The 24703-nt window shown below is 71.6% G+C and carries 23 protein-coding genes; 17 read left to right on the forward strand and 6 right to left on the reverse strand.

Features of this window, described 5'->3' with window-relative positions; translation table 11 throughout:
* Positions 1–201: 201 nt before the first annotated feature.
* Positions 202–1980 carry a dolichyl-phosphate-mannose--protein mannosyltransferase gene (locus MB828_RS39955; RefSeq protein ID WP_301652444.1) on the reverse strand — a complete coding sequence of 593 codons (1779 nt, stop codon included), beginning with the start codon at positions 1978–1980 and terminating at the stop codon, positions 202–204.
* 95 nt (positions 1981–2075) lie between these two features.
* Between MB828_RS39955 and rsmI the strand changes: the two genes are divergently transcribed.
* From rsmI to MB828_RS39985, 6 genes are all read left to right on the forward strand, one after another.
* Positions 2076–2939 (forward strand): 16S rRNA (cytidine(1402)-2'-O)-methyltransferase, encoded by an 864-nt coding sequence (rsmI, locus tag MB828_RS39960; protein WP_301652445.1) that lies wholly within the window; start codon positions 2076–2078, stop codon positions 2937–2939.
* Between the two features lie 438 nt (positions 2940–3377).
* On the forward strand, positions 3378–3815 hold the full coding sequence (locus tag MB828_RS39965; protein WP_301652446.1) for a hypothetical protein: 438 nt from the start codon (positions 3378–3380) through the stop codon (positions 3813–3815).
* A gap of 47 nt (positions 3816–3862) precedes the next feature.
* Positions 3863–4765: a TatD family hydrolase gene (locus MB828_RS39970; RefSeq protein WP_301652447.1), complete on the forward strand. Its 903-nt coding sequence runs from the start codon at positions 3863–3865 to the stop codon at positions 4763–4765.
* 342 nt (positions 4766–5107) lie between these two features.
* The gene (locus MB828_RS39975) at positions 5108–6574 is read left to right on the forward strand and encodes a ubiquitin-like domain-containing protein (protein ID WP_301652554.1); all 1467 of its coding nucleotides are present in this window, start codon (positions 5108–5110) and stop codon (positions 6572–6574) included.
* Between the two features lie 39 nt (positions 6575–6613).
* Positions 6614–7483: a 16S rRNA (adenine(1518)-N(6)/adenine(1519)-N(6))-dimethyltransferase RsmA gene (rsmA, locus tag MB828_RS39980; protein ID WP_301652448.1), complete on the forward strand. Its 870-nt coding sequence runs from the start codon at positions 6614–6616 to the stop codon at positions 7481–7483.
* On the forward strand, positions 7480–8409 hold the full coding sequence (locus MB828_RS39985; RefSeq protein WP_301652449.1) for a 4-(cytidine 5'-diphospho)-2-C-methyl-D-erythritol kinase: 930 nt from the start codon (positions 7480–7482) through the stop codon (positions 8407–8409). The genes rsmA and MB828_RS39985 overlap by 4 nt, the downstream gene beginning before the upstream one ends.
* A gap of 67 nt (positions 8410–8476) precedes the next feature.
* Here the strand turns inward: MB828_RS39985 and MB828_RS39990 are convergent, their stop codons facing one another.
* Positions 8477–8740 carry a hypothetical protein gene (locus MB828_RS39990; RefSeq protein ID WP_133027941.1) on the reverse strand — a complete coding sequence of 88 codons (264 nt, stop codon included), beginning with the start codon at positions 8738–8740 and terminating at the stop codon, positions 8477–8479.
* A gap of 179 nt (positions 8741–8919) precedes the next feature.
* Here MB828_RS39990 and MB828_RS39995 point away from each other — a divergent pair, with 179 nt between their 5' ends.
* From MB828_RS39995 to MB828_RS40010, 4 genes are all read left to right on the forward strand, one after another.
* Positions 8920–10722 (forward strand): ABC-F family ATP-binding cassette domain-containing protein, encoded by a 1803-nt coding sequence (locus tag MB828_RS39995; RefSeq protein WP_301652450.1) that lies wholly within the window; start codon positions 8920–8922, stop codon positions 10720–10722.
* 256 nt (positions 10723–10978) lie between these two features.
* The gene (locus MB828_RS40000) at positions 10979–12826 is read left to right on the forward strand and encodes a PQQ-binding-like beta-propeller repeat protein (protein WP_301652451.1); all 1848 of its coding nucleotides are present in this window, start codon (positions 10979–10981) and stop codon (positions 12824–12826) included.
* Positions 12827–12902: 76 nt separating this feature from the next.
* The gene (locus tag MB828_RS40005; RefSeq protein ID WP_301652452.1) at positions 12903–14699 is read left to right on the forward strand and encodes a PQQ-binding-like beta-propeller repeat protein; all 1797 of its coding nucleotides are present in this window, start codon (positions 12903–12905) and stop codon (positions 14697–14699) included.
* 234 nt (positions 14700–14933) lie between these two features.
* Positions 14934–15626, forward strand: coding sequence for a helix-turn-helix transcriptional regulator (locus tag MB828_RS40010; protein ID WP_133027937.1), 693 nt, complete (start codon positions 14934–14936; stop codon positions 15624–15626).
* A 53-nt stretch (positions 15627–15679) separates the two neighbouring features.
* Here the strand turns inward: MB828_RS40010 and MB828_RS40015 are convergent, their stop codons facing one another.
* Both MB828_RS40015 and MB828_RS40020 read right to left on the reverse strand, forming a co-directional pair.
* Positions 15680–16006: a hypothetical protein gene (locus MB828_RS40015; protein ID WP_301652453.1), complete on the reverse strand. Its 327-nt coding sequence runs from the start codon at positions 16004–16006 to the stop codon at positions 15680–15682.
* A gap of 27 nt (positions 16007–16033) precedes the next feature.
* Positions 16034–17734, reverse strand: coding sequence for a sodium:solute symporter family protein (locus tag MB828_RS40020; protein ID WP_301652454.1), 1701 nt, complete (start codon positions 17732–17734; stop codon positions 16034–16036).
* 125 nt (positions 17735–17859) lie between these two features.
* On the opposite strand from MB828_RS40020, the gene galT reads away from it, so the two are divergent.
* The 3 genes from galT to galK are packed head-to-tail and all read left to right on the forward strand — an operon-like array spanning position 17860 to position 21043.
* The gene (gene galT, locus MB828_RS40025) at positions 17860–18918 is read left to right on the forward strand and encodes a galactose-1-phosphate uridylyltransferase (RefSeq protein ID WP_301652455.1); all 1059 of its coding nucleotides are present in this window, start codon (positions 17860–17862) and stop codon (positions 18916–18918) included.
* The gene (gene galE, locus MB828_RS40030; protein WP_133027933.1) at positions 18918–19889 is read left to right on the forward strand and encodes a UDP-glucose 4-epimerase GalE; all 972 of its coding nucleotides are present in this window, start codon (positions 18918–18920) and stop codon (positions 19887–19889) included. Before galT ends, galE begins: the two co-directional genes overlap by 1 nt.
* Positions 19889–21043, forward strand: a complete 1155-nt coding sequence (gene galK, locus MB828_RS40035; RefSeq protein ID WP_133027932.1) for a galactokinase — start codon at positions 19889–19891, stop codon at positions 21041–21043. Before galE ends, galK begins: the two co-directional genes overlap by 1 nt.
* Positions 21044–21047: 4 nt before the next feature.
* On the opposite strand, the gene MB828_RS40040 is transcribed toward galK, so the two are convergent.
* On the reverse strand, positions 21048–21506 hold the full coding sequence (locus MB828_RS40040; RefSeq protein WP_301652456.1) for a GNAT family N-acetyltransferase: 459 nt from the start codon (positions 21504–21506) through the stop codon (positions 21048–21050).
* A gap of 260 nt (positions 21507–21766) precedes the next feature.
* Here MB828_RS40040 and MB828_RS40045 point away from each other — a divergent pair, with 260 nt between their 5' ends.
* Positions 21767–22540 (forward strand): LuxR C-terminal-related transcriptional regulator, encoded by a 774-nt coding sequence (locus MB828_RS40045; protein ID WP_301652457.1) that lies wholly within the window; start codon positions 21767–21769, stop codon positions 22538–22540.
* Between the two features lie 133 nt (positions 22541–22673).
* Here MB828_RS40045 and tamR read toward each other — a convergent pair whose 3' ends face one another.
* Positions 22674–23171: a MarR family transcriptional regulator TamR gene (gene tamR, locus MB828_RS40050; protein WP_301652458.1), complete on the reverse strand. Its 498-nt coding sequence runs from the start codon at positions 23169–23171 to the stop codon at positions 22674–22676.
* 89 nt (positions 23172–23260) lie between these two features.
* On the opposite strand from tamR, the gene MB828_RS40055 reads away from it, so the two are divergent.
* The 3 genes from MB828_RS40055 (at position 23261) to MB828_RS40065 (ending at position 24703) form a co-directional block, all read left to right on the forward strand.
* A complete protein-coding gene (locus MB828_RS40055; RefSeq protein WP_301652459.1) occupies positions 23261–24088 on the forward strand; it encodes a trans-aconitate 2-methyltransferase in 828 nt (275 codons plus the stop codon).
* A complete protein-coding gene (locus MB828_RS40060; protein ID WP_133027927.1) occupies positions 24088–24450 on the forward strand; it encodes a VOC family protein in 363 nt (120 codons plus the stop codon). The genes MB828_RS40055 and MB828_RS40060 overlap by 1 nt, the downstream gene beginning before the upstream one ends.
* 79 nt (positions 24451–24529) lie before the next feature.
* Positions 24530–24703 carry a CsbD family protein gene (locus tag MB828_RS40065; protein ID WP_133027926.1) on the forward strand — a complete coding sequence of 58 codons (174 nt, stop codon included), beginning with the start codon at positions 24530–24532 and terminating at the stop codon, positions 24701–24703.

Consider the following 24703-nt stretch of genomic DNA (forward strand, 5'->3'; position numbering starts at 1 on the left):
TCAGTGGACGCAGCTTGGACGAGAGCGGTAGCAGTGCTCGGTACTGCTTCGCTGCAGTTCAAAAGCGCCACTTGAATCTCCCCACGCTCACAGCCGGGCCGTCCTCGGGCCGTCCGAGGGTGGCCCAGGACAACCGCCAACGACCAACAACGACCACGAGGGCGCGGCAGAGTGCCGCGCCCTCGTGACGTTTCTGCCCAGCTAGACCCAGGTGTCCAGCCACATCCGTGAGCGCCAGGAGTCGATGGGGATGGCCGTGCCCGTGTACAGGGGCCAGAAGTAGATGAAGTTCCAGGCGATCAGCAGCACCAGGACGCCCGCGCCCGAGGCGCCGACCAGCCGGCGGGTGTCGGTGGAGCCCGGCGGGCCGATGATCGCGCCGATCATCATCGCCACCGCGAGACACAGGAACGGCACGAAGACGACGGCGTAGAAGAGGAAGATCGTGCGCTCCTGGTACATGAACCAGGGCAGGTAACCGGCCGCGATGCCGCAGGCGATGGCACCGGCCCGCCAGTCCCGGCGGAAGGCCCACCGCCACAGCACGTAGGCGATCGCGAAGCAGGCCGCCCACCACAGCAGCGGGGTGCCGATCGCGAGCACCTCCCGGGCGCACTTCTCGCCGGCGTCCGACGGACAGCCGTCCACGCCCGGGGAGGGCGACTCGTAGTAGTACGACACCGGGCGGCCCAGCACGAGCCAGGACCACGGGTTCGACATGTACGTGTGCGGCGACGACAGGCCGACGTGGAACAGGTACACCTCGTGCTCGTAGTGCCACAGGCTGCGCAGCCAGTCCGGCAGGAACGTCCAGTGGCCGCCCTTGCCGTCGGTGGCCGCCCAGTTGCGGAAGTAGCCGCCGGAGCCGTCGGTGGGGGAGAGGATCCAGCCGATCCAGGACGTCAGGTAGACGGCGATCGCCACCGGGACCGTCGCCAGGAACGTGATCCCCGTGTCGTGCGCGAGGACCGCCCGGTACGGCCGCGCCGCACCGGCCACCTTGCGGGCGCCGACGTCCCACAACAGCGCCATCACACAGAACGCGGCCAGGATGTACAGGCCGTTCCACTTGGTGCCGATCGCCAGCCCGAGCAGCAGGCCGGCGGCCCACCGCCAGGGGCGCAGGCCGAAGCGGAAACCGTCGCCCACGTCCGCGTCGGGCCGGACCCGGCCGTCCGCGTCCGCCGGCAGCGCGGCCGCCAGTCTCGCGCGCGCCTTGTCCCGGTCGACGACCAGGCAGCCGAACGCGGCCAGCACGAAGAACATCAGTACGCCGTCGAGCAGCGAGGTGCGGCTCATCACGAAGTGCAGGCCGTCCACCGCCATCAGCGCGCCCGCCAGGCAGCCCAGGAACGTGGAGCGGAACATCCGGCGCCCGATCCGGCACAGCAGCAGCACGCTCAGCGTGCCCAGCAGCGCCGTCATGAAGCGCCAGCCGAACGGGTCGAAGCCGAACAGCAGCTCCCCGAGCCCGATGACGTACTTGCCGACCGGCGGGTGCACCACGTACGCCGCGTCCGCCGGGATCGTCAGGTGGCCGTTCGACTGCAGGATCAGGTCGTTGGCGTTCTTGTCCCAGTTGACCTCGAAACCGCGGTGGACGAGCGCCCACGCGTCCTTCGCGTAGTACGTCTCGTCGAATATCACCGCCTTCGGGCTGCCCAGGTTCCAGAACCGCAGCAGGCCCGCCAGCAGCGTCACGAGGAGCGGGCCGCCCCAGGCCGACCACCGCGTGATCCGCTCGGCGAGCACCGGGGGCACGCCCAGGGCGAGCCACATCCGGGAGCTGGGCTCGGCGTACGGCGGCACCAGGCGGTCGACGACACCGGAGCTCTCGGCGCTTCTGCCGCCGGTGGTGTGCGCCGTGCGCGCCGGGCTCGCCGAGTAGCCGAACCGGCGCAGCCGCTGCTGCCACGCCGGCCGCTCGTCGGGCCCCGCCTGGTCCTGCCGGGTGTCCGTGGAGGACGCGGTACTGGTCACCGCGCCATCGTAGGGAACCGTTCTGTGTGAGTCCCGTGCAATGGGTCTTCACGGTGGGTTCCTTTGCGAACGGCGCGGGCTGGGAGGATGGGGGAGTGACTGGAACCCTTGTCCTCGCAGGCACCCCCATCGGCGACGTCGCGGACGCGCCGCCCCGGCTCGTGGCCGAGCTGACCGGCGCCGACGTCATCGCGGCCGAGGACACCCGGCGGCTGCGGTGGCTCACCCAGGCGCTCGGAGTGACGCCCACGGGCCGCGTGGTGTCGTACTTCGAGGGCAACGAGGCGGCCCGGACGCCCGAACTGGTCGAGGAGCTCGCCGGTGGCGCGCGCGTGCTGCTGGTGACCGACGCCGGGATGCCCTCGGTCTCGGACCCCGGTTACCGGCTGGTCGCGGCGGCGGTGGAACGGGAGATCCGCGTCACCGCAGTCCCGGGGCCGTCCGCGGTGCTCACCGCGCTCGCGCTGTCCGGGCTGCCCGTCGACCGGTTCTGCTTCGAGGGCTTCCTGCCCCGCAAGGCGGGCGAGCGCCGTTCCCGGCTCCAGGAGGTCGCCGAGGAGCGCCGCACCCTCGTCTACTTCGAGGCCCCTCACCGCCTCGACGACACCCTCGCGGCCATGGCCGAGGTCTTCGGGGCCGAGCGGCGGGCGGCCGTCTGCCGTGAGCTGACCAAGACGTACGAGGAGGTGCGCCGGGGTCCGCTGGCCGAGCTGGCGGTGTGGGCCGCCGACGGGGTGCGCGGCGAGATCACCGTGGTGGTGGAGGGTGCGCCGGAGCGGGGGCCCGAGGAGCTGGACGCGGCGGAGCTGGTGCGCCGGGTGCGGGTGCGGGAGGAGGCCGGGGAGCGGCGCAAGGAGGCGATCGCGGCGGTGGCCGTTGAGGCGGGGATTCCGAAGCGGGTGGTGTTTGACGCCGTGGTCGCGGCGAAGCGGGTTGACGGGGGAGGTCGGGTTCTGTAGCGCCGTCGTGGTTGCTTTTGTGCAGTCGGGTGCGGGGTGGTGGGGGCTGGTCGCGCAGTTCCCCGCGCCCCTGAGGGGGCGCTTCGGTGACCGGTGTCGAAAAGGGGGCGCTCTCGATCCCCGAGCGCGGCGCTTCTCCTTTGAGCGTGCGCCCCTGACCTGCGGAGATGCGTCCTCTGAGCAGGGGGCGTCTCCTCTGAGCGCGCGCCCCACAGGACGGTAAAGCAAGGCGGGGAAAGGCAAAGGCAATCCCCCCTTCGCGGGGCCCCTTCGGCAAGCGACGTCCAAATCGGCTCCAACACTCGACAGGCCTGCTGCGTTCGCGCCGGTGAAGGCGTCCACTGGTCAGCAGGGACGCACCCGTCCCTCGCCCCCAATGGGATTCCGGGGGGAATCCCCGCGCCGGGGGCGCTTGTCCAGCGGACAAGAGGAGCTGGCATGAGTGAGATCGCAGGGCAGACCGGCCTCCGCGGTGCGGCCACAGCCGTCGTCCACGAGTCGTATTCCTTCGCCTGCATGCGGTGCGGGCACGGCTGGGAGCAGTCGTACGAGATAGAGCACCACACGGACGCCGACAACCACGAGTTCGTCACGTATGTGGCGAACGGCCGGGTGGTCCCGTCCCCGCTGAGCCGGCCGGCGTGCCTGAACTGCGACGGCCAAGTCGTCCGGATCATGCGCGCGGGGCAGGTCTCGTCGGTGCAGAACGCGACCCAGCGGTCGCAGCACCGGCCGCCGCAGCCCCGGCCGGCCGGGGAGGACGGTACGGGGTCCGGGCCCGGGGCGGCGGCGACGGAGGCCACCGCACAGGTCGGGGCGGACCACCACTGGCATCTGTCCGATCTCCTGCATCCGTTCCAGCGCAAGGCGAGCTGACCCGGGCGCGGATCCGGCCGGGCATGCCCCTTCCGTAGGATCGGGGCATGCCTTCCAACGCCGCCGGTACGGCCTCCCGTACGGCCGACAAGAACGCGGCGCCGCCGCTCCCGGAGCCCCTGCGGGTGCCGGTCGCCGACTCCCACACCCACCTCGACATGCAGTCCGGCACCGTCGAGGAGGCCCTCGCGAAGGCCGCGTCGGTGGGGGTGACGACCGTCGTCCAGGTGGGCTGCGACCTCAAGGGCTCGCGGTGGGCGGCCGACACCGCGGCCGCCCACGAGAGCGTCCACGCGACCGTCGCCCTGCATCCCAACGAGGCCCCGCGGATCGTGCACGGCGATCCCGACAACTGGTCGCGGCAGGGTGCCCGTGCCGGCGGCGGTGACGCGGCGCTGGACGAGGCGCTCGCCGAGATCGACCGGCTGGCCGGGCTGCCCCAGGTGAAGGGCGTCGGTGAGACCGGCCTCGACTACTTCCGCACCGGGCCCGAGGGCAAGGCGGCCCAGGAGCGCTCCTTCCGCGCCCACATCGAGATCGCCAAGCGGCACGGCAAGACCCTCGTCATCCACGACCGCGACGCGCATGCCGACGTCCTGCGGGTCCTCAAGGAGGAGGGCGCCCCGGAGCGGACGGTGTTCCACTGCTACTCCGGGGACGCCGAGATGGCCGAGGAGTGCGCCCGCGAGGGCTACTTCATGTCCTTCGCCGGCAACGTCACCTTCAAGAACGCCCAGAACCTGCGGGACGCGGTGGCGGTGGCACCCCTCGGACTGCTCCTGGTGGAGACCGACGCGCCCTTCCTGACCCCGGCGCCGTACCGCGGACGGCCCAATGCCCCGTATCTCATTCCGGTCACGGTGCGCGCGATGGCCGCCGTACGCGGGATCGAGGAGGATGCGCTGGCGGCGGCCCTGGGCGCGAACACGGCCCGCGCCTTCGATTACTGAGGGTATATCGATCATAACTGGCGGATAACGTCCGCCGGGTCGCGGCTTCGGCTCCGCCGCGACCCTGAGTAGTCGCGCCGCTTTGGAGAGTGACGAGTGCTCCGCTAGGTTCTGGTGGCCCGAATCCGGACCCCGTCTGGCCCTCTGGAGCGTGTCGGCGTGAGCCCATCGCAGTACGAGACGTCTGAGGCGTACGACCCCTACGGCATGCCGGGGGCGCACGGCGCGGGTGGTGCACCCCCGGCGCGAGGCGACTACGGGGCGCCGGGCGCGTGGGGTGCGCCCGGCGAGCACGGTGCCTACGGCGCGCACGGGGTGTACGGCCCCTATGTGGCGCAGGGCATGTACGAGGCCGAGACGCTCGGCTACGGGGTGCCGTACGGCGCTGACACCTACCGGCCGGCCTACGAGGCCTCGGCCGGGGCGAGCGGTCCGCCGACCGCACAGACGCCGGCACAGGGGCAGGCACAGACGCCGGCACAGGGGCAGGGGCAGACACAGGTACAGGCGCAGGCACAGGCGCCGCGGTCGGCGCAGGCTCGGGCGCGGACGCTGGTGGACGCGCGTCAGGCGGCGGCCCGCGCGTACCCGGGTGAGCCGGGGCTGCCACGGCACGGGGCGCACGGGCCGGAGGCCGGGGTGCCCGAGACCGGTGCGCGCGCCGTGGGCGGCCGGCGTGCCGCGCGCCGGCGCAGGGCGCGTTACGGACAGCGGCCGGAGTCCGCCGTGCGCCGTCTGCTGCCGCAGGCCCTGGTCGTCGTGTTCCTGGCCGGCGGCACCACCGCGTTCCTCGCCAAGGACAAGGCGGTCGAGCTGACCGTCGACGGCAGGCCGCGCGCCCTGCACACGTTCGCCGACGACGTGACCGGCCTCCTCTCCGAGCAGGGCGTACCCGTGGGCGCCCACGACGTCGTGGCGCCCGCCCCCGGCACGGCACTGGCCAGCGGCGACGAGGTGGCGGTGCGCTACGGCCGCCCTGTCCGCCTGACCCTGGACGGGCAGCGGCACGAGGTGTGGACGACGGCCCGCACGGTCGACGGCGCGCTCCGGGAGCTGGGGGTCCGTGCCGAGGGCGCGTACCTGTCGGCCGCGCGCTCCCAGCGCATCGGACGCGCCGGACTCTCGCTCGACGTCCGTACCGAGCGGACCGTCACCGTCCTGGCGGACGGCCGGACCCGCACCATCCGCACCAACGCCGCGACCGTCGGCGAGGCCGTCGAGGAGGCCGGGATCACCCTGCACGGCCAGGACACCACCTCCGTGCCCCGCACCGGCTTCCCCCGCGACGGGCAGACCGTGACCGTGCTGCGGGTCACGGGCAGCAAGGAGGTGCGCGAGGAGGTGATCCCGTTCGAGGTGCGGCGGACCCAGGCCCCGACCCTGTTCAAGGGCACCGAGGTGGTGGAGCGCGCCGGGCGGCCCGGACTGCGGCGGGTCACGTACTACCTGAGGACCGTCAACGGCGTCCGGCAGAAGCCGCACCGGGAGTGGACCGAGCTGGTGCGCGAACCGCGCGCGCAGCTCGTGAAGGTGGGCACCAAGCCGCACCCGGACTCGGTGAAGGGCGCCGACGGCCTGAACTGGCACGGTCTCGCCGTCTGCGAGTCCGGCGGCCGCGCCCACGCGGTGGACCCCTCGGGGACGTACGGGGGGCTGTACCAGTTCGACACCCACACCTGGCACAGCCTCGGCGGCAGCGGCCGCCCGCAGGACGCCCCGGCCGACGAGCAGACGTTCCGCGCGAAGAAGCTCTACCTGAGCCGCGGCTCCACCCCCTGGCCGCACTGCGGGCACCGGTTGCACGGGTGACCGGCGGGAGGCGTCCCCGGCGGCCCGTACCCTTGTCCCGTGAGCAGCCCCATCCCCGACGCCCTCCTCGGCCCCGCCGACATCCGTGAGCTCGCGGCAGCGCTCGGTGTACGCCCCACCAAGCAGCGCGGCCAGAACTTCGTGATCGACGCCAACACGGTCCGCCGTATCGTCCGCACCGCCGACGTCCGCCCGGACGACGTGGTCGTGGAGGTCGGGCCGGGGCTCGGGTCCCTCACCCTCGCCCTGCTGGAGGCCGCCGACCGGGTCACCGCCGTCGAGATCGACGACGTCCTGGCGAGCGCCCTGCCCGCGACGATCACGGCGCGCATGCCGGCGCGCGCGGACCGGTTCGCGCTGGTCCACTCCGACGCGATGCACGTCACCGGGCTGCCCGGCCCGCCGCCGACCGCGCTCGTCGCGAACCTCCCCTACAACGTCGCCGTCCCCGTCCTGCTCCACATGCTCGACACCTTCCCGAGCATCGAGCGGACGCTGGTGATGGTGCAGTCCGAGGTCGCCGACCGGCTCGCCGCCGCCCCCGGCAACAAGGTGTACGGCGTGCCGTCCGTCAAGGCCAACTGGTACGCCGAGGTGAAACGGGCCGGCGCCATCGGGCGCAACGTCTTCTGGCCCGCGCCGAACGTCGACAGCGGGCTCGTCTCCCTCGTCAGGCGCGCGGAGCCGTTGCGGACGACGGCGTCCAGGCGCGAGGTCTTCGCGGTCGTCGACGCGGCCTTCGCCCAGCGGCGCAAGACCTTGCGGGCGGCGCTGGCCGGCTGGGCCGGGTCCGCGGCGGCGGCCGAGGCGGCGCTGGTCGCGGCCGGGGTCTCACCGCAGGCCCGCGGGGAGTCGCTGACGGTGGAGGAGTTCGCGAGGATCGCCGAGCACAAGGAGCCCGCCAAGTGAGCGTCACCGTCCGCGTCCCCGCCAAGGTCAACGTGCAGCTCGCGGTCGGCGCCGCCCGCCCCGACGGCTTCCACGACCTCGCCAACGTCTTCCTCGCCGTCGGCCTCTACGACGACGTCACCGTCACCCCCGCCGACGAACTGCGCGTCACCTGCGAGGGCCCGGACGCCGACCAGGTCCCCCTGGACCGCACGAACCTCGCTGCGCGCGCCGCGCTCGCGCTCGCCGGCCGACGGGGCATCGAACCGGCCGTGCACATCCACATCGCCAAGGACATCCCGGTCGCCGGCGGGATGGCCGGGGGCAGCGCGGACGGGGCGGGCGCGCTGCTCGCGTGCAACGAACTCTGGCGGGCCGGTGCCTCCCGTGCCGAACTCCTCGCCATCTGCGCCGACCTGGGCAGCGACGTGCCCTTCAGCCTGGTCGGCGGCGCCGCCCTCGGCACCGGACGCGGCGAACGCCTCACCGCCCTCGAGGTCGGCGCCACCTTCCACTGGGTGTTCGCGATGGCCGGCCGCGGGCTGTCCACCCCTGCCGTCTTCCGCGAGTTCGACCGGCTCGCCGCGGGCCGGGACATCCCGGAACCCGTCGCCTCCCGCGACCTCCTCGACGCACTCGCCAAGGGCGACGCGGACGCGCTCGCCGCCGCCGTCTCCAACGACCTCCAGCCCGCCGCGCTGTCCCTCTTCCCGGAACTCGCGGACACCCTCGCCGCGGGCCGCGCGGCCGGTGCCCTGACCGCACTGGTCTCCGGCTCCGGGCCCACCACGGCGTTCCTGGTCCGCGACGCCGGATCGGCGGCCGAGGTCGCCGCGGCCCTTCGCGACTCCGGCACCTGCCGTACGGTCCGCACGGCGACGGCCCCCGCGCCGGGCGCGCGGGTGTTCGCCCCGGCCCAGGACCCCGGCGCGCCCGTCGGCGCGTGAGCCACCGGCTCCGTGCGCGCCGGCGCGGTCCGGCGGTGGCCGGACCGTACCTGGGAGGGGTCGCCGGTCAGCCGGCCTTGTGCAGGGGGTGCAGGGATCCGCTGAGCGTGCCCTCCTGCTGCTCGTAGTGGGACAGGGCGAGACCCAGACCGATGAAGGTGGGAGCCCACTCGCCGACGAAAATGCCCCAGCGGTCGGCTCGTTCGACGCCGGCCTTCTCGGCCTGGAGGCTGGTCAGCCAGGAGGCGAAGCTCAGCCCGATCGACGCCAGGCCGGCGATGTAGGCGTGCTCGCTGCGCACGCCCATGTCGTGCAGCTTCTTGATCACCATAGGGCTGTCTCCGTTCTGTACGGGATCACGTATCGGAGTAACCCCCAACATCCGGCCCATTCGTCATATATGTCGGAATTTCTGACCGTATCGTTTTAATCATCACGAACCTGCCGGTGAGTCGGTCTCCCCGCGCGCATTACGCTGGGAGGCTGACCGTCCCCGTGCGCAGGAGTGAAATGGCCGTCAACCTGGTCAATGTCGAGAACGTCAGCAAGGTCTACGGCACCCGTGCCCTGCTGGACGGCGTCTCGCTCGGCGTGTCGGAGGGCGACCGCATCGGTGTGGTGGGCCGCAACGGCGACGGCAAGACCACCCTCATCCGGATGCTCGCCAAGCTGGAGGAGGCCGACACCGGCCGCGTCACGCACTCCGGCGGACTGCGCCTCGGCGTCCTCACCCAGCACGACTCCCTCGACCCCGAGGCCACCGTCAGGCACGAGGTCATCGGTGACATGGCCGACCACGAGTGGGCCGGCAACGCCAAGGTCAGGGACGTCCTCACCGGCCTGTTCGGCGGCCTGGACCTGCCGGGCTTCCCCAAGGGCCTGGACACCGTCATCGGCCCGCTGTCCGGCGGTGAGCGCCGGCGCATCGCGCTCGCCAAGCTGCTCATCGAGGAGCAGGACCTGCTCGTCCTCGACGAGCCGACCAACCACCTCGACGTCGAGGGCATCTCCTGGCTGGCCAGGCACCTGCGCGAGCGCCGCTCGGCGCTGGTCTGCGTCACCCACGACCGCTGGTTCCTCGACCAGGTCTGCACCCGCATGTGGGACGTCCAGCGCGGCGCCGTCTACGAGTACGAGGGCGGCTACTCCGACTACGTCTTCGCACGTGCGGAACGCGAGCGGATCGCGGCCACCGAGGAGACCAAGCGGCAGAACCTGGTCCGCAAGGAGCTGGCCTGGCTGCGCCGCGGCGCCCCTGCCCGCACCTCCAAGCCCCGCTTCCGGGTGGAGGCCGCCAACGAGCTGATCAAGGACGTGCCGCCGCCGCGCGACACCTCCGAGCTGATGAAGTTCGCCTCCTCGCGGCTCGGCAAGACCGTCTTCGACCTGGAGGACGTGACCGTCCAGGCCGGCCCCAAGGTGCTGCTCAAGCACGTCACCTGGCAGCTCGGCCCCGGCGACCGCATCGGCCTGGTCGGTGTCAACGGCGCCGGCAAGACCTCGCTGCTGCGCGCCATGGCCGAGGCCGCCCGCACCGAGGGCGAGGCGCAGCCCGCCGGCGGCCGGGTCGCCGTCGGCAAGACCGTGAAGCTCGCCTACCTGTCCCAGGAGGTCGCCGAGCTCAACCCGAACACCCGGGTCCTGGAGGCCGTCCAGCAGGTCCGTGAGCGCGTCGACCTCGGGAAGGGACGCGAGATGACCGCCGGGCAGCTGTGCGAGACGTTCGGCTTCAGCAAGGAGAAGCAGTGGACGCCGGTCGGCGACCTCTCCGGCGGTGAGCGGCGCCGCCTCCAGCTGCTGCGCCTCCTCATGGACGAGCCGAACGTCCTCTTCCTCGACGAACCCACCAACGACCTCGACATCGAGACCCTCACCCAGCTGGAGGACGTCCTCGACGGCTGGCCCGGCTCGATGATCGTCATCTCCCACGACCGGTTCTTCGTGGAGCGCACCACCGACCGGGTCTTCGCCCTGCTCGGCGACGCCACCCTGCGGATGCTGCCGCGCGGCATCGACGAGTACCTGGAGCGCCGGCAGCGCATGGAGGAGGCCGTCGCCGCCACCGCGGCGGCCCCCAAGGCGCCCTCGGCCGAACGCAGCGCCGCCGACCAGCGTGCCGCCAAGAAGGAACTCCAGAAGATCGAGCGTCAGTTGGACCGCGTCGCCGAGAAGGAGACCAAGCTCCACGACCAGATCGCCGCGAACGCAACGGACTTCACCAAGGTCGCCGAACTGGACGCCCAGCTACGGGACCTGGCCGGCGAGCGCGAGGAACTGGAGCTGCGCTGGCTGGAACTGGCCGAGGACGCGTAGCACTTCCACCGGCGTGAACCAGCCGCGCACTCCCGGGCGCACAACCCCCTTGCGGGCGCCCGGCGAAGGGGGCGTGAAGGCGCGTAACGGGGGCATCACAGGGCGGTTCTGCCTTGGGAACGGCGGGAGCCACGGCTCCGGGGCCTGTCGGTGCCGAGTGATAGAAAGGTCGGTCTGAGAGCACTCTGAGTACGTCCTGAGCCCGGCGCGGGCCCCGGGACGTGGCTCAGAATCAGTGAACGGGGGAAGAGCGCTGATGACTCAGCCGCCGAACCAGCCGCCGCAAGGCGGCTTCGGAGCACCACAGGGGCAGCCGCCGGCCGATGGCTTCGGCGCTCCTCGACAACCGCCCGCGCAGGGGGGTTTCGGTGCGCCCCAGGGCACACCGCCGCCCCCTGCCCAGCCGCCCCAGCCGGGCTACGGCCACCCGCAACAGCCGGGTCCCTACGGCCCGCCGCCCGGCCCGTACGGACAGCAGCCCGGTGCCCACGGTCAGCAGCCCGGCCCGTACGGGCAGCAACCCGGTGTCCAGGGTCAGCAGCCCGGTCCGTACGCGGCGCCCGGTCCGTACGGCCATCCGCAGCCGCCCGCGGTCCCGCAGCCCGGTTACGGCTATCCCCAGCAGCCCCCGCAGTACCCGGGCGGCCCCGGCACCACCCCGCCGCCCGGCGGCACGGGCGGCGGTCCCTTCAAGGGGAAGCCCGCACTGGTCGTCGCGGCCGCGGTGGCGGGTCTGCTGGTCGTCGGAGGCACGGTGTACGCCGTGACCAGCGGCGGGGACGACGGCAAGAAGCCGGTCGCCCGGCACTCCGACGACCCCAAGGCGTCCGGCACCCCGGTCGACCCCGGTGACGGCAGCGGTGACGGCGGCGCCGACCCGGACAACCTCAACGACGGCCGCAAGTCCGGCGAGGCCAAGGTGCTCTGGTACAAGTCGGCCCCGGACGCACCCGCGAACGGCGCCGACGCCCCCGGCATGTGGATCACTGGGAAGACGGCGGTGAAGGCGGCGTACAAGCAGGTCTTCGCCTACAAGGTGGGTGACGGCGATCCGGCGTGGGGCCCGATCACGTTCCCGCAGAAGATCTGCGCGGTCACCTCCGCCAAGTCCGCGGACGACAAGGTCGTCGTGGCCTACATGAACGGCACCAGCGACCGCGCCAAGTGCAACCAGCTCCAGGAGATCGACCTGGACACCGGCCGCAAGGGCTGGACCGCGACCGTCGCCGACGGCGGACTGTTCGACAGCGCGATCAGCATCGAGCTGACGATCAGCGGCAGAACGCTGATGGTGGGCCGGTCCGAGTCCGGCACGGCGTACGACCTGGGCAGCGGCAAGAAGCTGTACGACAAGGAGAAGTACGGCGCGTCCTGCTTCCCGACGGCCTTCGCGGGCAGCGCGGACCGGCTGGTCCAGGTGGCGTCCTGCGGCGCCGGCGGCAGCAACGAGCACGACGAGATCTCGGAGCTCGAACCCGCCACCGGCAAGGCCAAGTGGACACAGCCGGTCAAGAAGGGCTGGAAGGTCGAGCGGACCTACTCCGTCGACCCGCTCGTGGTCTACATGACCAACGAGGACAAGAAGGCCTGGAACATCTCGACGCTGGACGCCAAGGGCACGTTCCGCTCCGAGGTCAAGGTCGACGAGAAGTTCGCCCCCCAGTGCGGCTGGGCGCTCCTCTCCAGCGACCTCCAGGGCTGCCAGGGCGTCGCCGTCGACGCCAACACCCTGTACCTGCCGACGGACGTGAGCAGCGGCGGCAACGAGATCGTCGCGATCAGCCTCACCGACGGCAAGGCGAAGTGGCGGGTGAAGTCGCCGACGGACGAGTCGATGTACCCGGTGAGGACCGAAGGCGGGAAGCTCGTCGCCTACGTGAGGCCGTCGTACGACGCGGGCGGCCGGGTCGTGTCCGTCCCCACCTCCGGCGCCACCCACACCACGACCGGGCTGCTGCAGAACCCGCAGCACACCGCGGACATCGAGGGCGGCTTCTACGACGGACAGGTCGACTGGGTCGACGGCCGCTTCTACATCTCGACCGCGCGGCTGACCGGCAGCGACCAGGCGAAGGAGAAGCTGATGATGGCCTTCGGCAACTGAGCGGGGCCCGTCCCGTCCAGCAGTCAGCGCCGTCCCCAGCCGCCGTCCCACCTGCTTTCCCCGAGGTAGCCCCGCCATGACGCAACCGCCCCCGCCGCCGCCCAACGAGCCCCCGCAGCAGCCCGGTTTCGGCGCCCCCGCGACCCCGCCGCAGCCGCCGCCCGGCCCACCGGCCCCACCGCCTGGCTACGGCTACCCGCAGCAGCCCGCCGCCCCCCAGCCCGGCTACGGCTACCCCCAGCAGCCACCCCCGCCCGCGCCCCCCGGCTACGGCTACCCCGCCCAGCCCCCCACGGCCGGCAACCCCTACGCCCAGCAGCCCGGTTACGGCTACCCGGGCGGCCAGCCGGGCCAGCCGGGCTACCCGGCACAGCCGGGCTACCCGGGCGGCCCCGGTCAGCCCGGCGGTCCGAACCCCGGTTCCTCCGGCCCCGGCCGGAACAACGCCGTGCTGCTCATCGTCACCGCGGCGGTCGTCGCCATCGCGCTGATCGTCGGCGGGGGCATCTGGTACGCCAAGTCCTCCGGCGGCGACGGCAAGAAGGACGGCACCGCGAGTTCGAGCGGTGGCACCGGCGGCCAGGGCAAGGACGGCGACAAGGGCGGCACGGGCACCGAGAAGGTCCCCGCGGACCCCACCTCCAAGGTCCTCTTCCAGGTCCCGCTGCCCGCCGCGAAGGACACCACGGTGACCGCCGGTTCCTGGCTCACCGACACGGTGTACGCGAAGAGCGGCGTCGCCGAGATCACCGGCTACGACCCCGACTCGGGCGCCAGGCTGTGGACGGTCCCGCTGCCCGGCCCGGTCTGCTACGCCACCGGGCACGTCGGCGCCGACGGCAGGACGGCGGTCGTCTTCCAGCCGAAGATGCCCCCCAAGGGCTCGTCCACCGGTTGCAGCCAGGTCGCCGCGATCGATCTGAAAGCCGGTAAGAAGCTGTGGACGAAGTCCGTCAAGTCCGGTGACGTACCGATCAACTTCAACAACGTGACGGTCGCCCAGCAGACCGTCGCGGTCGGCGGCACCAGCGGCGGCGCCGCCTTCGACCTGGCCTCCGGCACGGTCCGCTGGCAGCCGAAGTCGACCGACACCTGCTACGACGCCGGTTACGGCGGCGGTGCCAAGCTGGTCGCGGTCCGCCGGTGCGGCAGCGGCGACAGCGGCCAGCTGCACATCCAGACCATCGACCCGGTCTCCGGCAAGGTGATCTCCGAGTACGAGATGACCTCGGGCATCGAGTACGCCAGCGTCGTGTCGACCGACCCGCTCGTGGTGGCCGCCGACGTCAACGACAGCGCGGGCGACGGCAGCGGCTTCTCCGACGTCTTCTCCATCGACAACAGGACCGGGAAGCTGCGCACCCGGATCTCCACCCCGGGCAGCTCGTACGCGGTCCGCTGCGACGGCATCTACGAGGTGGAGAAGTGCAAGGGCGTGGTGGTCGGCAACGACCGGCTGTACCTGGCGACCGAGGAGCACGACGGCAGCGGGGCCTACGCCAAGACCAACGAGATCGTCGCCTTCGACCTCGCGACCGGTAAGGGGACCGGCCAGCGCGCCGACGCCGGGAACAACTACACGATCACACCGCTGCGCATGGACGGCACCAACGTGATCGCGTACAAGAACGCGCCGTACAACAAGGGTGCTCAGGTCGTCAGTATCGACGGCGGCTCGTTCAAGGAGACCAGGCTGCTGGAGAATCCGGTGAGCACGGCCGTCAAGGCGGTGGAGACCAGCATGTCACCGGAGTACTCCGAGGCCCTCTACTCCCAGGGCCACCTGTATCTGTCCGCCGTGTACGCGCGCTCCGCCGGTTCGTCGGCGTCGGGCAAGGCGTACCTGGTGACCGCGTTCGGTGCGGGAGGCTGACGACCGGTCAAGTGGGCGCTTACCGCACCACACCCGCTCTTCACCCGTGAATGCCGGAAAAACCTGAGATTCCTCCGATCCGGGGCACTTCTCATCAGTAGGGGCAGCGCAACGTCGAACAAGCGTGTAGCTTCCGGGGGCATGAAAGGACGAGGTGCCGGGGGGCCCTCTGTCCATGCGGACCAGTGGGCATCCATAGTGGGGCATCCATTGGGGGGACTGGGGGGTTGCTCTATGGGAGTGCGGCTCATGGTGGTCGACGACCACCGGTTGCTCGCCGAGGCGCTGGCCTCTGCGCTGAAACTGCGGGGCCACCGGGTGCTCGCGGCGGCGGCACCGGCGGCGGGCGCGGCCGAGCTGGTGATCACACGGGCGCCCGAGGTGTGCCTGCTGGGCACGGCCGCACCGGCCGAGCCGGGGATCTTCGACCCGGTGGTGCGGATCAAGAAGGAGCGACCGCAGGTGGCGGTGCTGGTGCTGGGCCCGGTGCCGTCCCCGCGGGGCATCGCGGCGGCCTTCGCCGCGGGCGCCTCCGGGTACGTACGGCACGACGAACGGATCGAGGGCGTCGAGCGCGCCATCATGAAGGCCCGCTCCGGCGAGGCCGCCGTGGCGCCCGCCCTCCTCCAGGGCGCGTTCAGCGAACTCCTCAACCCCGCCGCCCAGCCCGACGACGAGGGCCAGCGCCTCCTCCAGATGCTCACCCCGAGGGAGGTCGAGGTCCTGGTGCGGGTGGCCGACGGCGAGGACACCCGCCTGATCGCCGCCGGCATGGGCATCGCCCCCAGCACAGCCCGCACCCACGTCCAGAGGGTCCTGATGAAACTGGGCGTGGGATCGAGGCTGGAGGCGGCGGCTTTGGCGGCGCGAACAGGCCTGCTGGACAGGGCAGGCCCTCTCAACGGCGGCACCCAAGCGCCCCTTTAGGGGCGCGGGGAACTGCGCGACCAGCCCCCACACACCCGCGGCCAAAAGACGACCTACTCGCCCCCCTCCTCCACCGGAGGTACCGGCGGCGGAGTAGGCCGAAGCCACAGCCACACCAGGAAGAACACCCCCAGCAACAGCATCCCGATCCCCGTCCACAGGTTGATGTTGATCCCCTGCGCCTTGTCGATCTCGGCCTGCGAGTCCGTGATCCCGGTGATCGTGACGATGATCCCGTACAGCACGAACAGCCCACCGATGATCCGCCGCAGGTCGAAGATCCGCGCGGCGGTCGCGGACCGGCCTTCCAGCTCGGTGACCTCCCGCTGGACGTCCTGCTCGGAATAGTGGAACCCGGAGTGCCCGGAGTCGTCGGTCATGGTTTCTCCATCCTCCCGCGACCGGGACTAGAACGAGAACGGGATGTAGCAGAGGGCGGCGATGATCACGGCACCCCAGCCGAGCAGTGCCGGCCGGCGGTACCAGGCCTCGTCACCGGGCGCGGGCGCCTCGGTCATCCCCGGGGACGTCGTGCCGTAGACGAGCCCCGCCAGCTCCGCCTCCGGCTTCGGCGCGGTGAACAGGGACACGATCACCATCACCACCGCACCGGCGACGAAGCCGGCGATCGCGGAGACGAAGTTGGCGCCCTGGTCGGAGGGGATGCCGATGATGTCCTTCTTGTAGAGGACGAAGTAGTTGACCATCGCGGTCACGGTCCCCGCGAGCAGCCCCCAGAACCCGGATTTCGCCGAGGCGCGCTTCCAGAACATGCCGACGATGAAGACGACGAACATCGGCACGTTGAAGAAGGAGAACAGCGTCTGGAGGTAGCTCATGATGTTCGAGAACGACGACGCGAGGAACGCCGTCCCGACGGACGCGCAGACGCCGATCGCGGTGATGAGCCGTCCGAACCGCACGTAGTAGCCGTCCTCGCGGCCCTTCACCACGTACTTCGCCCAGATGTCGGTGGTGAAGACCGTGTTGAAGGACGACACGTTGGCGGCCATGCCCGCCATGAAGGCCGCCAGCAGACCGGTCACCGCGATGCCGAGCACGCCGTTGGGCAGCAGCTGCGACATGAGGTAGGGGATCGCGTCGTTGTACTGGAGGCCGGACTTCGCGGTCCCGATGTTCGGGACCAGCGCCGCGGCGACCAGCCCCGGGATCATCACCAGGAAGACGATGAAGATCTTCGGGTACGCGGCGATCAGCGGGGTGCGCTGGGCGGCGGAGAGGTTCTTCGCCGAGAGGGCGCGCTGCACCTCGGCGAAGTTCGTCGTCCAGTAGCCGAAGGAGAGGACGAAGCCGAGGCCGAGGACGATGGTCAGCCAGTTCGCGCCGAGCGGGTTGACCGAGCCGATGCCGGTGCCGCCCCAGGCGGTGGTGAAGTTGTGCCCGTGGGTGGCGGTGAGCTTGTCGACCAGGCCGTCCCAGCCGCCGACCTTCTTCAGGCCTAGCACGGACAGCGGGATGAGCGCGGCCAGGATCACGAAGAACTGGAGCACCTCGTTGTAGATGGCCGAGGAGAGGCCGCCGAGCGTGATGTACGCCAGCACGAACGCGCCGGCGACCACGATCGCCACCCACTGGGGCCAGCCGAGCAGCGCCTCGACGACGATCGCCAGGGCGTACAGGTTGACGCCCGCGATGAGGATGGCCGCGAAGGCGAACAGGATCGAACTCAGCAGATGCGCGGCTCTGTCGAAGCGGAGCAGCAGCATCTCGGGGACCGAGCGGACCTTGCTGCCGTAGTAGAAGGGCATCATCACCAGGCCGAGGAAGACCATGGCCGGAATGGCGCCGATCCAGTACCAGTGCACGGTGTACGCGCCGTACTGCGCGCTGTTGGCGGCCATGCCGAGGATCTCGGTCGCGGCCAGGTTCGCCGAGATGAAGGCGAGACCGGTGATCCAGGCGGGCAGTGACCGGCCGGAGAGGAAGAAGTCGAGGCTGGTCTTCACCGACCGGCGGGCCGCGAAGCCGATGCCCAGGACGACGACGAAGTAGATCGCCAGGATCGTGTAGTCGAGGCCGTTGGTGGGGAGCCGCAGGCCCGCCGCGAGGTATGTGGGGGAGTATGGGGTGTTTGTGGGGTTCTGCACCCAGTAATTCAACACTTTCGTTGTCTCACCTTGATTGATTCCGATGTTGACTGGCGTGGTGAGTTGTGTTTTGGTGTGTTCGGTTCTGTTTGAAGGTTGGATGACTCGATCAACGGGAGTCCGCAGTGAAGAAGACCTCGACCCGGCTGGCCGACGGTCGCGAGCTCATCTACTACGACCTGCGTGACGACACCGTGCGGGACGCGGTGGACCGCCGGCCGCTGGAGCGGACGCACACCACCTCCGAGATCCGCCGGGACCCGCTGCTCGGCGACCGGGTCGCCATCGCCTCGCACCGGCAGGGCCGCACCTACCACCCGCCGGCCGACCAGTGCCCGCTGTGCCCGACCCGGGGCGACCGGCTGAGCGAGATCCCGGACTCGTCGTACGACGTGGTGGTCTTCGAGAACCGTTTCCCCTCGCTGGCCGGCGACTCCGGGCGCTGTGAGGTGGTCTGCTTCACCTCGGACCACGACGCGTCCTTCGCGAGCCTCACCGAGGAGCAGGCGCGCCTCGTCCTCGACGCCTGGACCGACCGGACCTCCGAACTGTCGCATCTCCCCTCCGTCGAGCAGGTGTTCTGCTTCGAGAACCGCGGCGAGGAGATCGGCGTGACGCTCGGTCACCCGCACGGGCAGATCTACGCCTACCCCTTCACCACCCCGCGCACCGCACTGATGTTGCGGTCGCTCGCGGCGCACAAGGAGGCGACGGGCGGCGAGAACCTGTTCGACACCGTCCTGGAACGTGAACTCGCCGACGAGCGGGTCGTCCTTGAGGGTGAACACTGGGCCGCCTTCGTGCCGTACGCGGCGCACTGGCCCTACGAGGTCCACCTGTACCCGAAGCGCCGGGTCCCCGACCTGCTCGGCCTCGACGAGGCGGCGCGCTCAGAGTTCCCCAAGGTTTATCTGGAACTCTTGAGGCGCTTCGACCGTATCTTCGGTGAGGGTGAGCCTCCCACGCCCTACATCGCCGCCTGGCACCAGGCGCCGTTCGGGACGCTGGAGGAGTTCGAGGGTGTCACGCGCGACGACTTCGCGCTCCACCTCGAGCTTTTCACCATCCGCCGAACGTCCGGCAAGCTGAAGTTTCTCGCGGGTTCCGAGTCCGGCATGAGCGTGTTCATCAACGACGTGCCGCCGGAGCGCGCGGCCGAGCGACTGCGAGAGGTAGCGAGTTGATGAAGTACCTGGTGACGGGCGGGGCGGGTTACGTCGGCAGCGTGGTCGCCCAGCACCTGCTGGAGGCGGGCCACGAGGTCACCGTCCTCGACAACCTCTCCACGGGCTTCCGCGAGGGCGTCCCCGCGGGCGCCGCCTTCGTCGAGGGCGACATCCGCGACGCCGCCAAGTGGCTGGACTCCTCCTACGAGGCGGTGCTGCACTTCGCCGCGTTCTCCCAGGTCGGCGAGTCGGTCGTGAAGCCCGAGAAGTACTGGGACAACAACGTCGGCGGCACCATGGCGCTGCTCGGCGCGATGCGCGAGGCCGGCGTGCGCAAGCTGGTCTTCTCCTCCACGGCGGCCACCTACGGCGAGCCGGAGCAGGTCCCGATCGTCGAGACCGCGCCGACGAAGCCGACCAACCCGTACGGCGCCACCAAGCTCGCCGTCGACCACATGATCACCGGCGAGGCCGCCGCCCACGGCCTGGGCGCGGTCTCCCTGCGCTACTTCAACGTGGCCGGCGCCTACGGCGCGCAGGGCGAGCGCCACGACCCCGAGTCGCACCTGATCCCGCTGGTCCTCCAGGTCGCCCAGGGCCGCCGCGAGGCCATCTCGGTCTTCGGTGACGACTACCCGACGCCCGACGGCACCTGCGTCCGCGACTACATCCACGTCGCCGACCTCGCCGACGCCCACCTGCTGGCCCTGACGGCCGCGCGGCCCGGCGAGCACCTGATCTGCAACCTCGGCAACGGCGAGGGCTTCTCCGTCCGCCAGGTCATCGAGACGGTCCGGCAGGTCACCGGCCACCCGATCCCCGAGGTCGTGGCCCCGCGCCGGGGCGGCGACCCGGCGGTCCTGGTCGCCTCGGCGGCCGCTGCCCGCGAGCGGCTGGGCTGGAACCCGGCCCGCGCGGACCTCGCGGGGATCGTCGCGGACGCCTGGGAGTTCGCCCAGACCATCGCAAGCGCAGCAAGGGAGCAGTAGTGGGGGCACAGCAGGTCCGTGAGGGCTTCACCGGGCTGTACGGCACCGAGCCGGACGGCGTCTGGTCGGCGCCCGGCCGGGTCAATCTGATCGGCGAGCACACCGACTACAACGACGGCTTCGTGATGCCGTTCGCGCTGCCGCACGTGACGACGGCAGCGGTCGCCCGCCGCAGCGACGGCGTGCTGCGCCTGCACTCCTCGGACATCGGGGGCGGTGTCGTCGAACTCGCCCTCGACGCCCTGGAACCCGGCACCGACCAGGAGTGGACGGCGTACCCGGCGGGCGTGGTCTGGGCGCTGCGCGAGGCCGGCCACCCGGTCACCGGCGCCGACGTGCACCTCGCCTCCACCGTCCCGACCGGCGCGGGCCTGTCCTCCTCCGCGGCCCTGGAGGTGGTGATCGCCCTCGCGCTGAACGACCTGTACGGACTCGGCCTCCAGCGCTGGCAGCTGGCCCGCCTGTGCCAGCGCGCGGAGAACGTCTACGTCGGGGCGCCGACCGGCATCATGGACCAGACGGCGTCCGCCTGCTGCGAGGCCGGGCACGCCCTGTTCCTGGACACCCGCGACCTCTCGCAGCGGCAGATCCCCTTCGACCTCGCGGCCGAGGGCATGCGGCTGCTCGTGGTCGACACCCAGGTCAAGCACGCGCACAGCGGCGGCGAGTACGGCAAGCGCCGCGCGGGCTGCGAGAAGGGCGCCGCCCTGCTCGGCGTGGACGCCCTGCGGGACGTTCCCTACGGCGAACTGGACTCCGCGCTCGACCGCCTCGGCGACGAGGAAGAGGTACGGCGGCTGGTCCGTCACGTCGTCACCGAGGACCACCGCGTCGAGCGTGTCGTCGCCCTCCTGGAGGCCGGTGACACCCGCGCGATCGGCCCGGTCCTCACCGAGGGCCACGCCTCGCTGCGCGACGACTTCCAGGTCTCCTGCCCCGAGCTGGACCTGGTCGTGGAGGCGGCGAACGCGGCCGGCGCGCTGGGTGCCCGGATGACCGGCGGCGGCTTCGGCGGCTCGGCGATCGTCCTCGCCGAGACGGCCGACGTCGACACGATCACCAAGGCGGTCGAGGAGGCGTTCGCGGCGGCCGGGTTCAAGGCGCCGCGGACCTTCGAGGCGGTGCCGTCGGCGGGCGCCCGCAAGGCGGACTGAGCGCTCAGCCCAGCCGCTTGGTCAGCGTGTACTCCGTGATCCCCGGCGGATAGTCGGGGATCACGCACACCACGTCGTAGCCCTGCTTCCGGTAGAAATCCGGGGCCTGGAAGTCCCAGGTCTCCAGGCGGGCGGCGGTGCAGTCGCGGTCCTTGCGGGCGGTGCGCTCCGCCGCGGCGAGCAGCCGGCCGCCCAGCCCGGCGCCGCGGCTGCGGGCGTCCACCCATAGGTAGGTGACGTGCAGCCAGGACGCCCAGGTGTGCCCGACCAGCCCGCCGCCCAGGGCGCCCGAACTCTCGTCCACCGCCCAGACGTGCAGGGGTACTTCGCGTCCGGCGGGGGTGCCGCGCAGCGCGGCCAGCACGGGAGAGGCCGCCGTGTTGGTGGCCAGCAGCCGCGCGCGGAGCAGATCACGTCGTTCCTTGTCGACTTCCGCCTCAATACGAAACATGCGGCACACCATAAACGCGTTCGCCGGGCAGTTCTGCAAATTGCCTTCCGCTTCCGGCGCCCGGCCGTACTCTGATGAGCGGTACCGGTGGGGGCCGGTGCTGATCAGGGGGCGAGACAAGTCGGATACGACGCTCGTGGTGGGGTAGCTGTTCAGGCACGGCGGCGGCCGTGCGGTTGCGTCCTCCCACGGGTGTCGTGTCCGTGTGGGTCGTCGTTCTCCGGACCTTGGGGTATCCCCTGCTCGTGAAGAGCATTGGGGAAGGGGGTTTCGTGGTTCGCATCCGAGTTCTGGTCGTCGACGACCACCGTATCTTCGCCGAGTCGCTGGCCGCCGCACTGGCCGCCGAGCCCGACGTCGACGTGTCCGCGGCCGGCAGCGGTCCGGCGGCGCTGCGCTGCCTGGAGCGCGCGGTCGCCGAGGGCCGTCGCTACGACGTGCTGCTCGTCGACGCCGACCTGGGCGGCCAACTGCCCGGCGGGCGCGCGGCCGTGCCGGTGCAGGAGGCCAACGAGGAGGGGCTGGTCGACGGCATATCGCTGGTCGCCGGGGTCCGCTCGGCCCAGCCCGCCGTACGGATCGTCGTCCTCGCCGAGCGGGACGACCCGCGGCGCGCGGCGCTGGCCCTGCAGGCCGGTGCCTCGGGCTGGGTCGCCAAGGACTGCTCGCTGTCCAGACTGCTGAACGTCATCCGGGGCGTCCTGCGCGACGAGACCCATCTGCCGCCCGCCCTGCTGACCGGGGTGCTGCGCGAGCTGACGGCCGCCCGCAAGCACCGCACCGAGAGCGAACGGCTGGTGGAGTCCCTCACGCCGAGGGAGCGGGAAGTGCTCCGGTGCATGGTGGCGGGGCTGGGGCGCAAGGCCGTCGCCGAGCGCCTGTTCCTGTCCCCGCACACCGTCCGCACCCACATGCAGAACGTCCTGGGCAAACTCGGCGTCCACAGCACCCTGGCCGCGGTAGCGCTGGCGCGGAGGGCCGGGGTGGGGCCGGCGGACCTGGGCCCCGCGGGGCGGATCATCCCGGAGGAGAGCAGCAGCGCCTGACGGCTCAGGACGCCGCGTTCGGCAGCGCCCGTAGGGGCGCTGGGGGTGCCCCCGGCCGCAGGCTGGGGGAGGAACTGCGCGACCAGCCACGACGGCGCCGCAGCCGGCATGTGACGGCTGTCCAGCGGAGCGCCTAGCCGGGGATGTTGTCGAACGGGGCGGTCAGCTGGCGTAGCAGTCCCGCGAGTTCGGAGCGCTGGGTCCGGGAGAGCTCGCCGAGGATCGCCCGTTCCTGGGCGAGGAGTCCGGCCAGGGCCTGGTCCGCGCGGTCCCGGCCCTCGCCGGTCAGCCGTACCAGCACACCGCGCCGGTCGCTCGGGTCCGGCAGCCGCTCCACCAGCCCCTTCTTGGCCAGCCGGTCGATCCGGTTGGTCATCGTCCCCGAGGTGACCAGGGTCTGCGTCAGCAACTGGCCGGGGGAGAGCTGATACGGGGTGCCCGCGCGCCTGAGCGCGGTCAGCACGTCGAACTCCCAGGGCTCCAGGCTGTGCTCGGCGAAGGCCAGCCGACGTGCCCGGTCCAGGTGCCGGGCCAGCCGGCTCACCCGGCTGAGCACCTCAAGCGGTTCCACGTCGAGGTCCGGGCGCTCCCGGCGCCACGCAGCCACCAGCCGATCGACCTCGTCCTCCATGGCGATCAGTGTAGTGGTTGTGTCGACATGAAGTCTCTTGATGTCGAGTCTCTTGACATCGAGATATCGGGGTGGGGAAGGTGGAGCACATGACCACTCCCGCCTGGGACCCCGCCCAGTACCTCCGGCACGCCGGCCATCGCGGCCGCCCCTTCGCCGACCTCCTCGCCCGCGTCCCGGACCTGCCCGCCGCCACCTCCGCGGGCCGCCCCCGCATCGCCGACCTCGGCTGCGGCCCCGGAAACATGACCGCGCTGCTCGCCCAGCGCTGGCCCACCGCGCACATCACCGGCTACGACAACTCGCCCGAGATGCTCGACAAGGCACTCGTGGAGTACGAGGGACCCACGGCCGGCGGCGGCCGCCTGGACTTCTCCCACGCCGACGTCCGCACCTGGGCGCCCGAGGGGACGTACGACCTGATCGTCTCCAACGCCACGCTCCAGTGGGTCCCCGGCCACCCCGAGCGCTTCGCCGGCTGGATCGCCGCCCTCGCCCCCGGCGCCACCTTCGCCTTCCAGGTCCCCGGCAACTTCGGCGCCCCCAGCCACCGGCTGATGCGCGACCTCGCCCGCTCCGCGCGCTGGAGCGGCCGGCTCGCCGAGACCCTCCGCCACGAGGACGCCGTACTGAGCCCCGAGGCCTACCTGGAGCGGCTGACCGCGCTCGGCTGCGCCGCGGACGTCTGGGAGACGACGTACGTCCACCTGCTCACCGGCGAGGACCCGGTCCTCGACTGGGTGAAGGGCACCGGCCTGCGCCCCGTCCTCACCGCCCTCGCCGACGACCCCGAGGCCCGGGACGCCTTCCTCGCCGACTACCGCACCGCCCTGCGCGGGGCCTATCCGGCCGGCCCGCACGGCACCCCGTTCCCGTTCCGGCGGATCTTCGCCGTCGCCCGCAAGGAGGACGCCTGATGATCACCGCTCTCGACCACGTCCAGCTGGCCGTGCCGCCCGGCTCCGAGGACCTGCTGCGCGCCTACTACGTCGGCCTCCTCGGCATGACCGAGATCCCCAAGCCGCCCGTGCTCGCGGCCCGCGGCGGCTGCTGGTTCCGGGCCGGGACCGTGCACCTGCACCTGGGCGTCGAGGCGGACTTCCGTCCCGCCCGGCAGGCCCACCCGGGACTGCGGGTCACCGGCATCGACGCCTGTGCCGAACGGCTCGAAGCCGGCGGCGCCCGCGTCACCTGGGACCACGACCTCCCCGGACACCGCCGCTTCTACTCCCAGGACCCGGTCGGCAACCGCCTGGAGTTCCTGGAACCGGTGGGATGAGCCCCCGTTTGCACCGGCCCGGTCCTGGTTACCCGGGGCAATGACCCCACGCACGTATTCGCGTCAGGAGGGATCCACGGTGTCAGGACACCAGAAGGCCAAGGGCAAGAAGGAACAGCTGAAGGGCAAGGCCAAGGAGGCCGGCGGGCGCGCCACGCGTGACGTGCCGCTGGAGACCGAGGGCCGCCTGGAGCAGTCGAAGGGCGACGCGCGCCAGGCCAAGGAGAAGATGAAGGACGTCTTCAAGCACTGA

This window comes from Streptomyces arenae (assembly GCF_022343545.1).
GTDB classification, from domain to species: domain Bacteria; phylum Actinomycetota; class Actinomycetes; order Streptomycetales; family Streptomycetaceae; genus Streptomyces; species Streptomyces humi.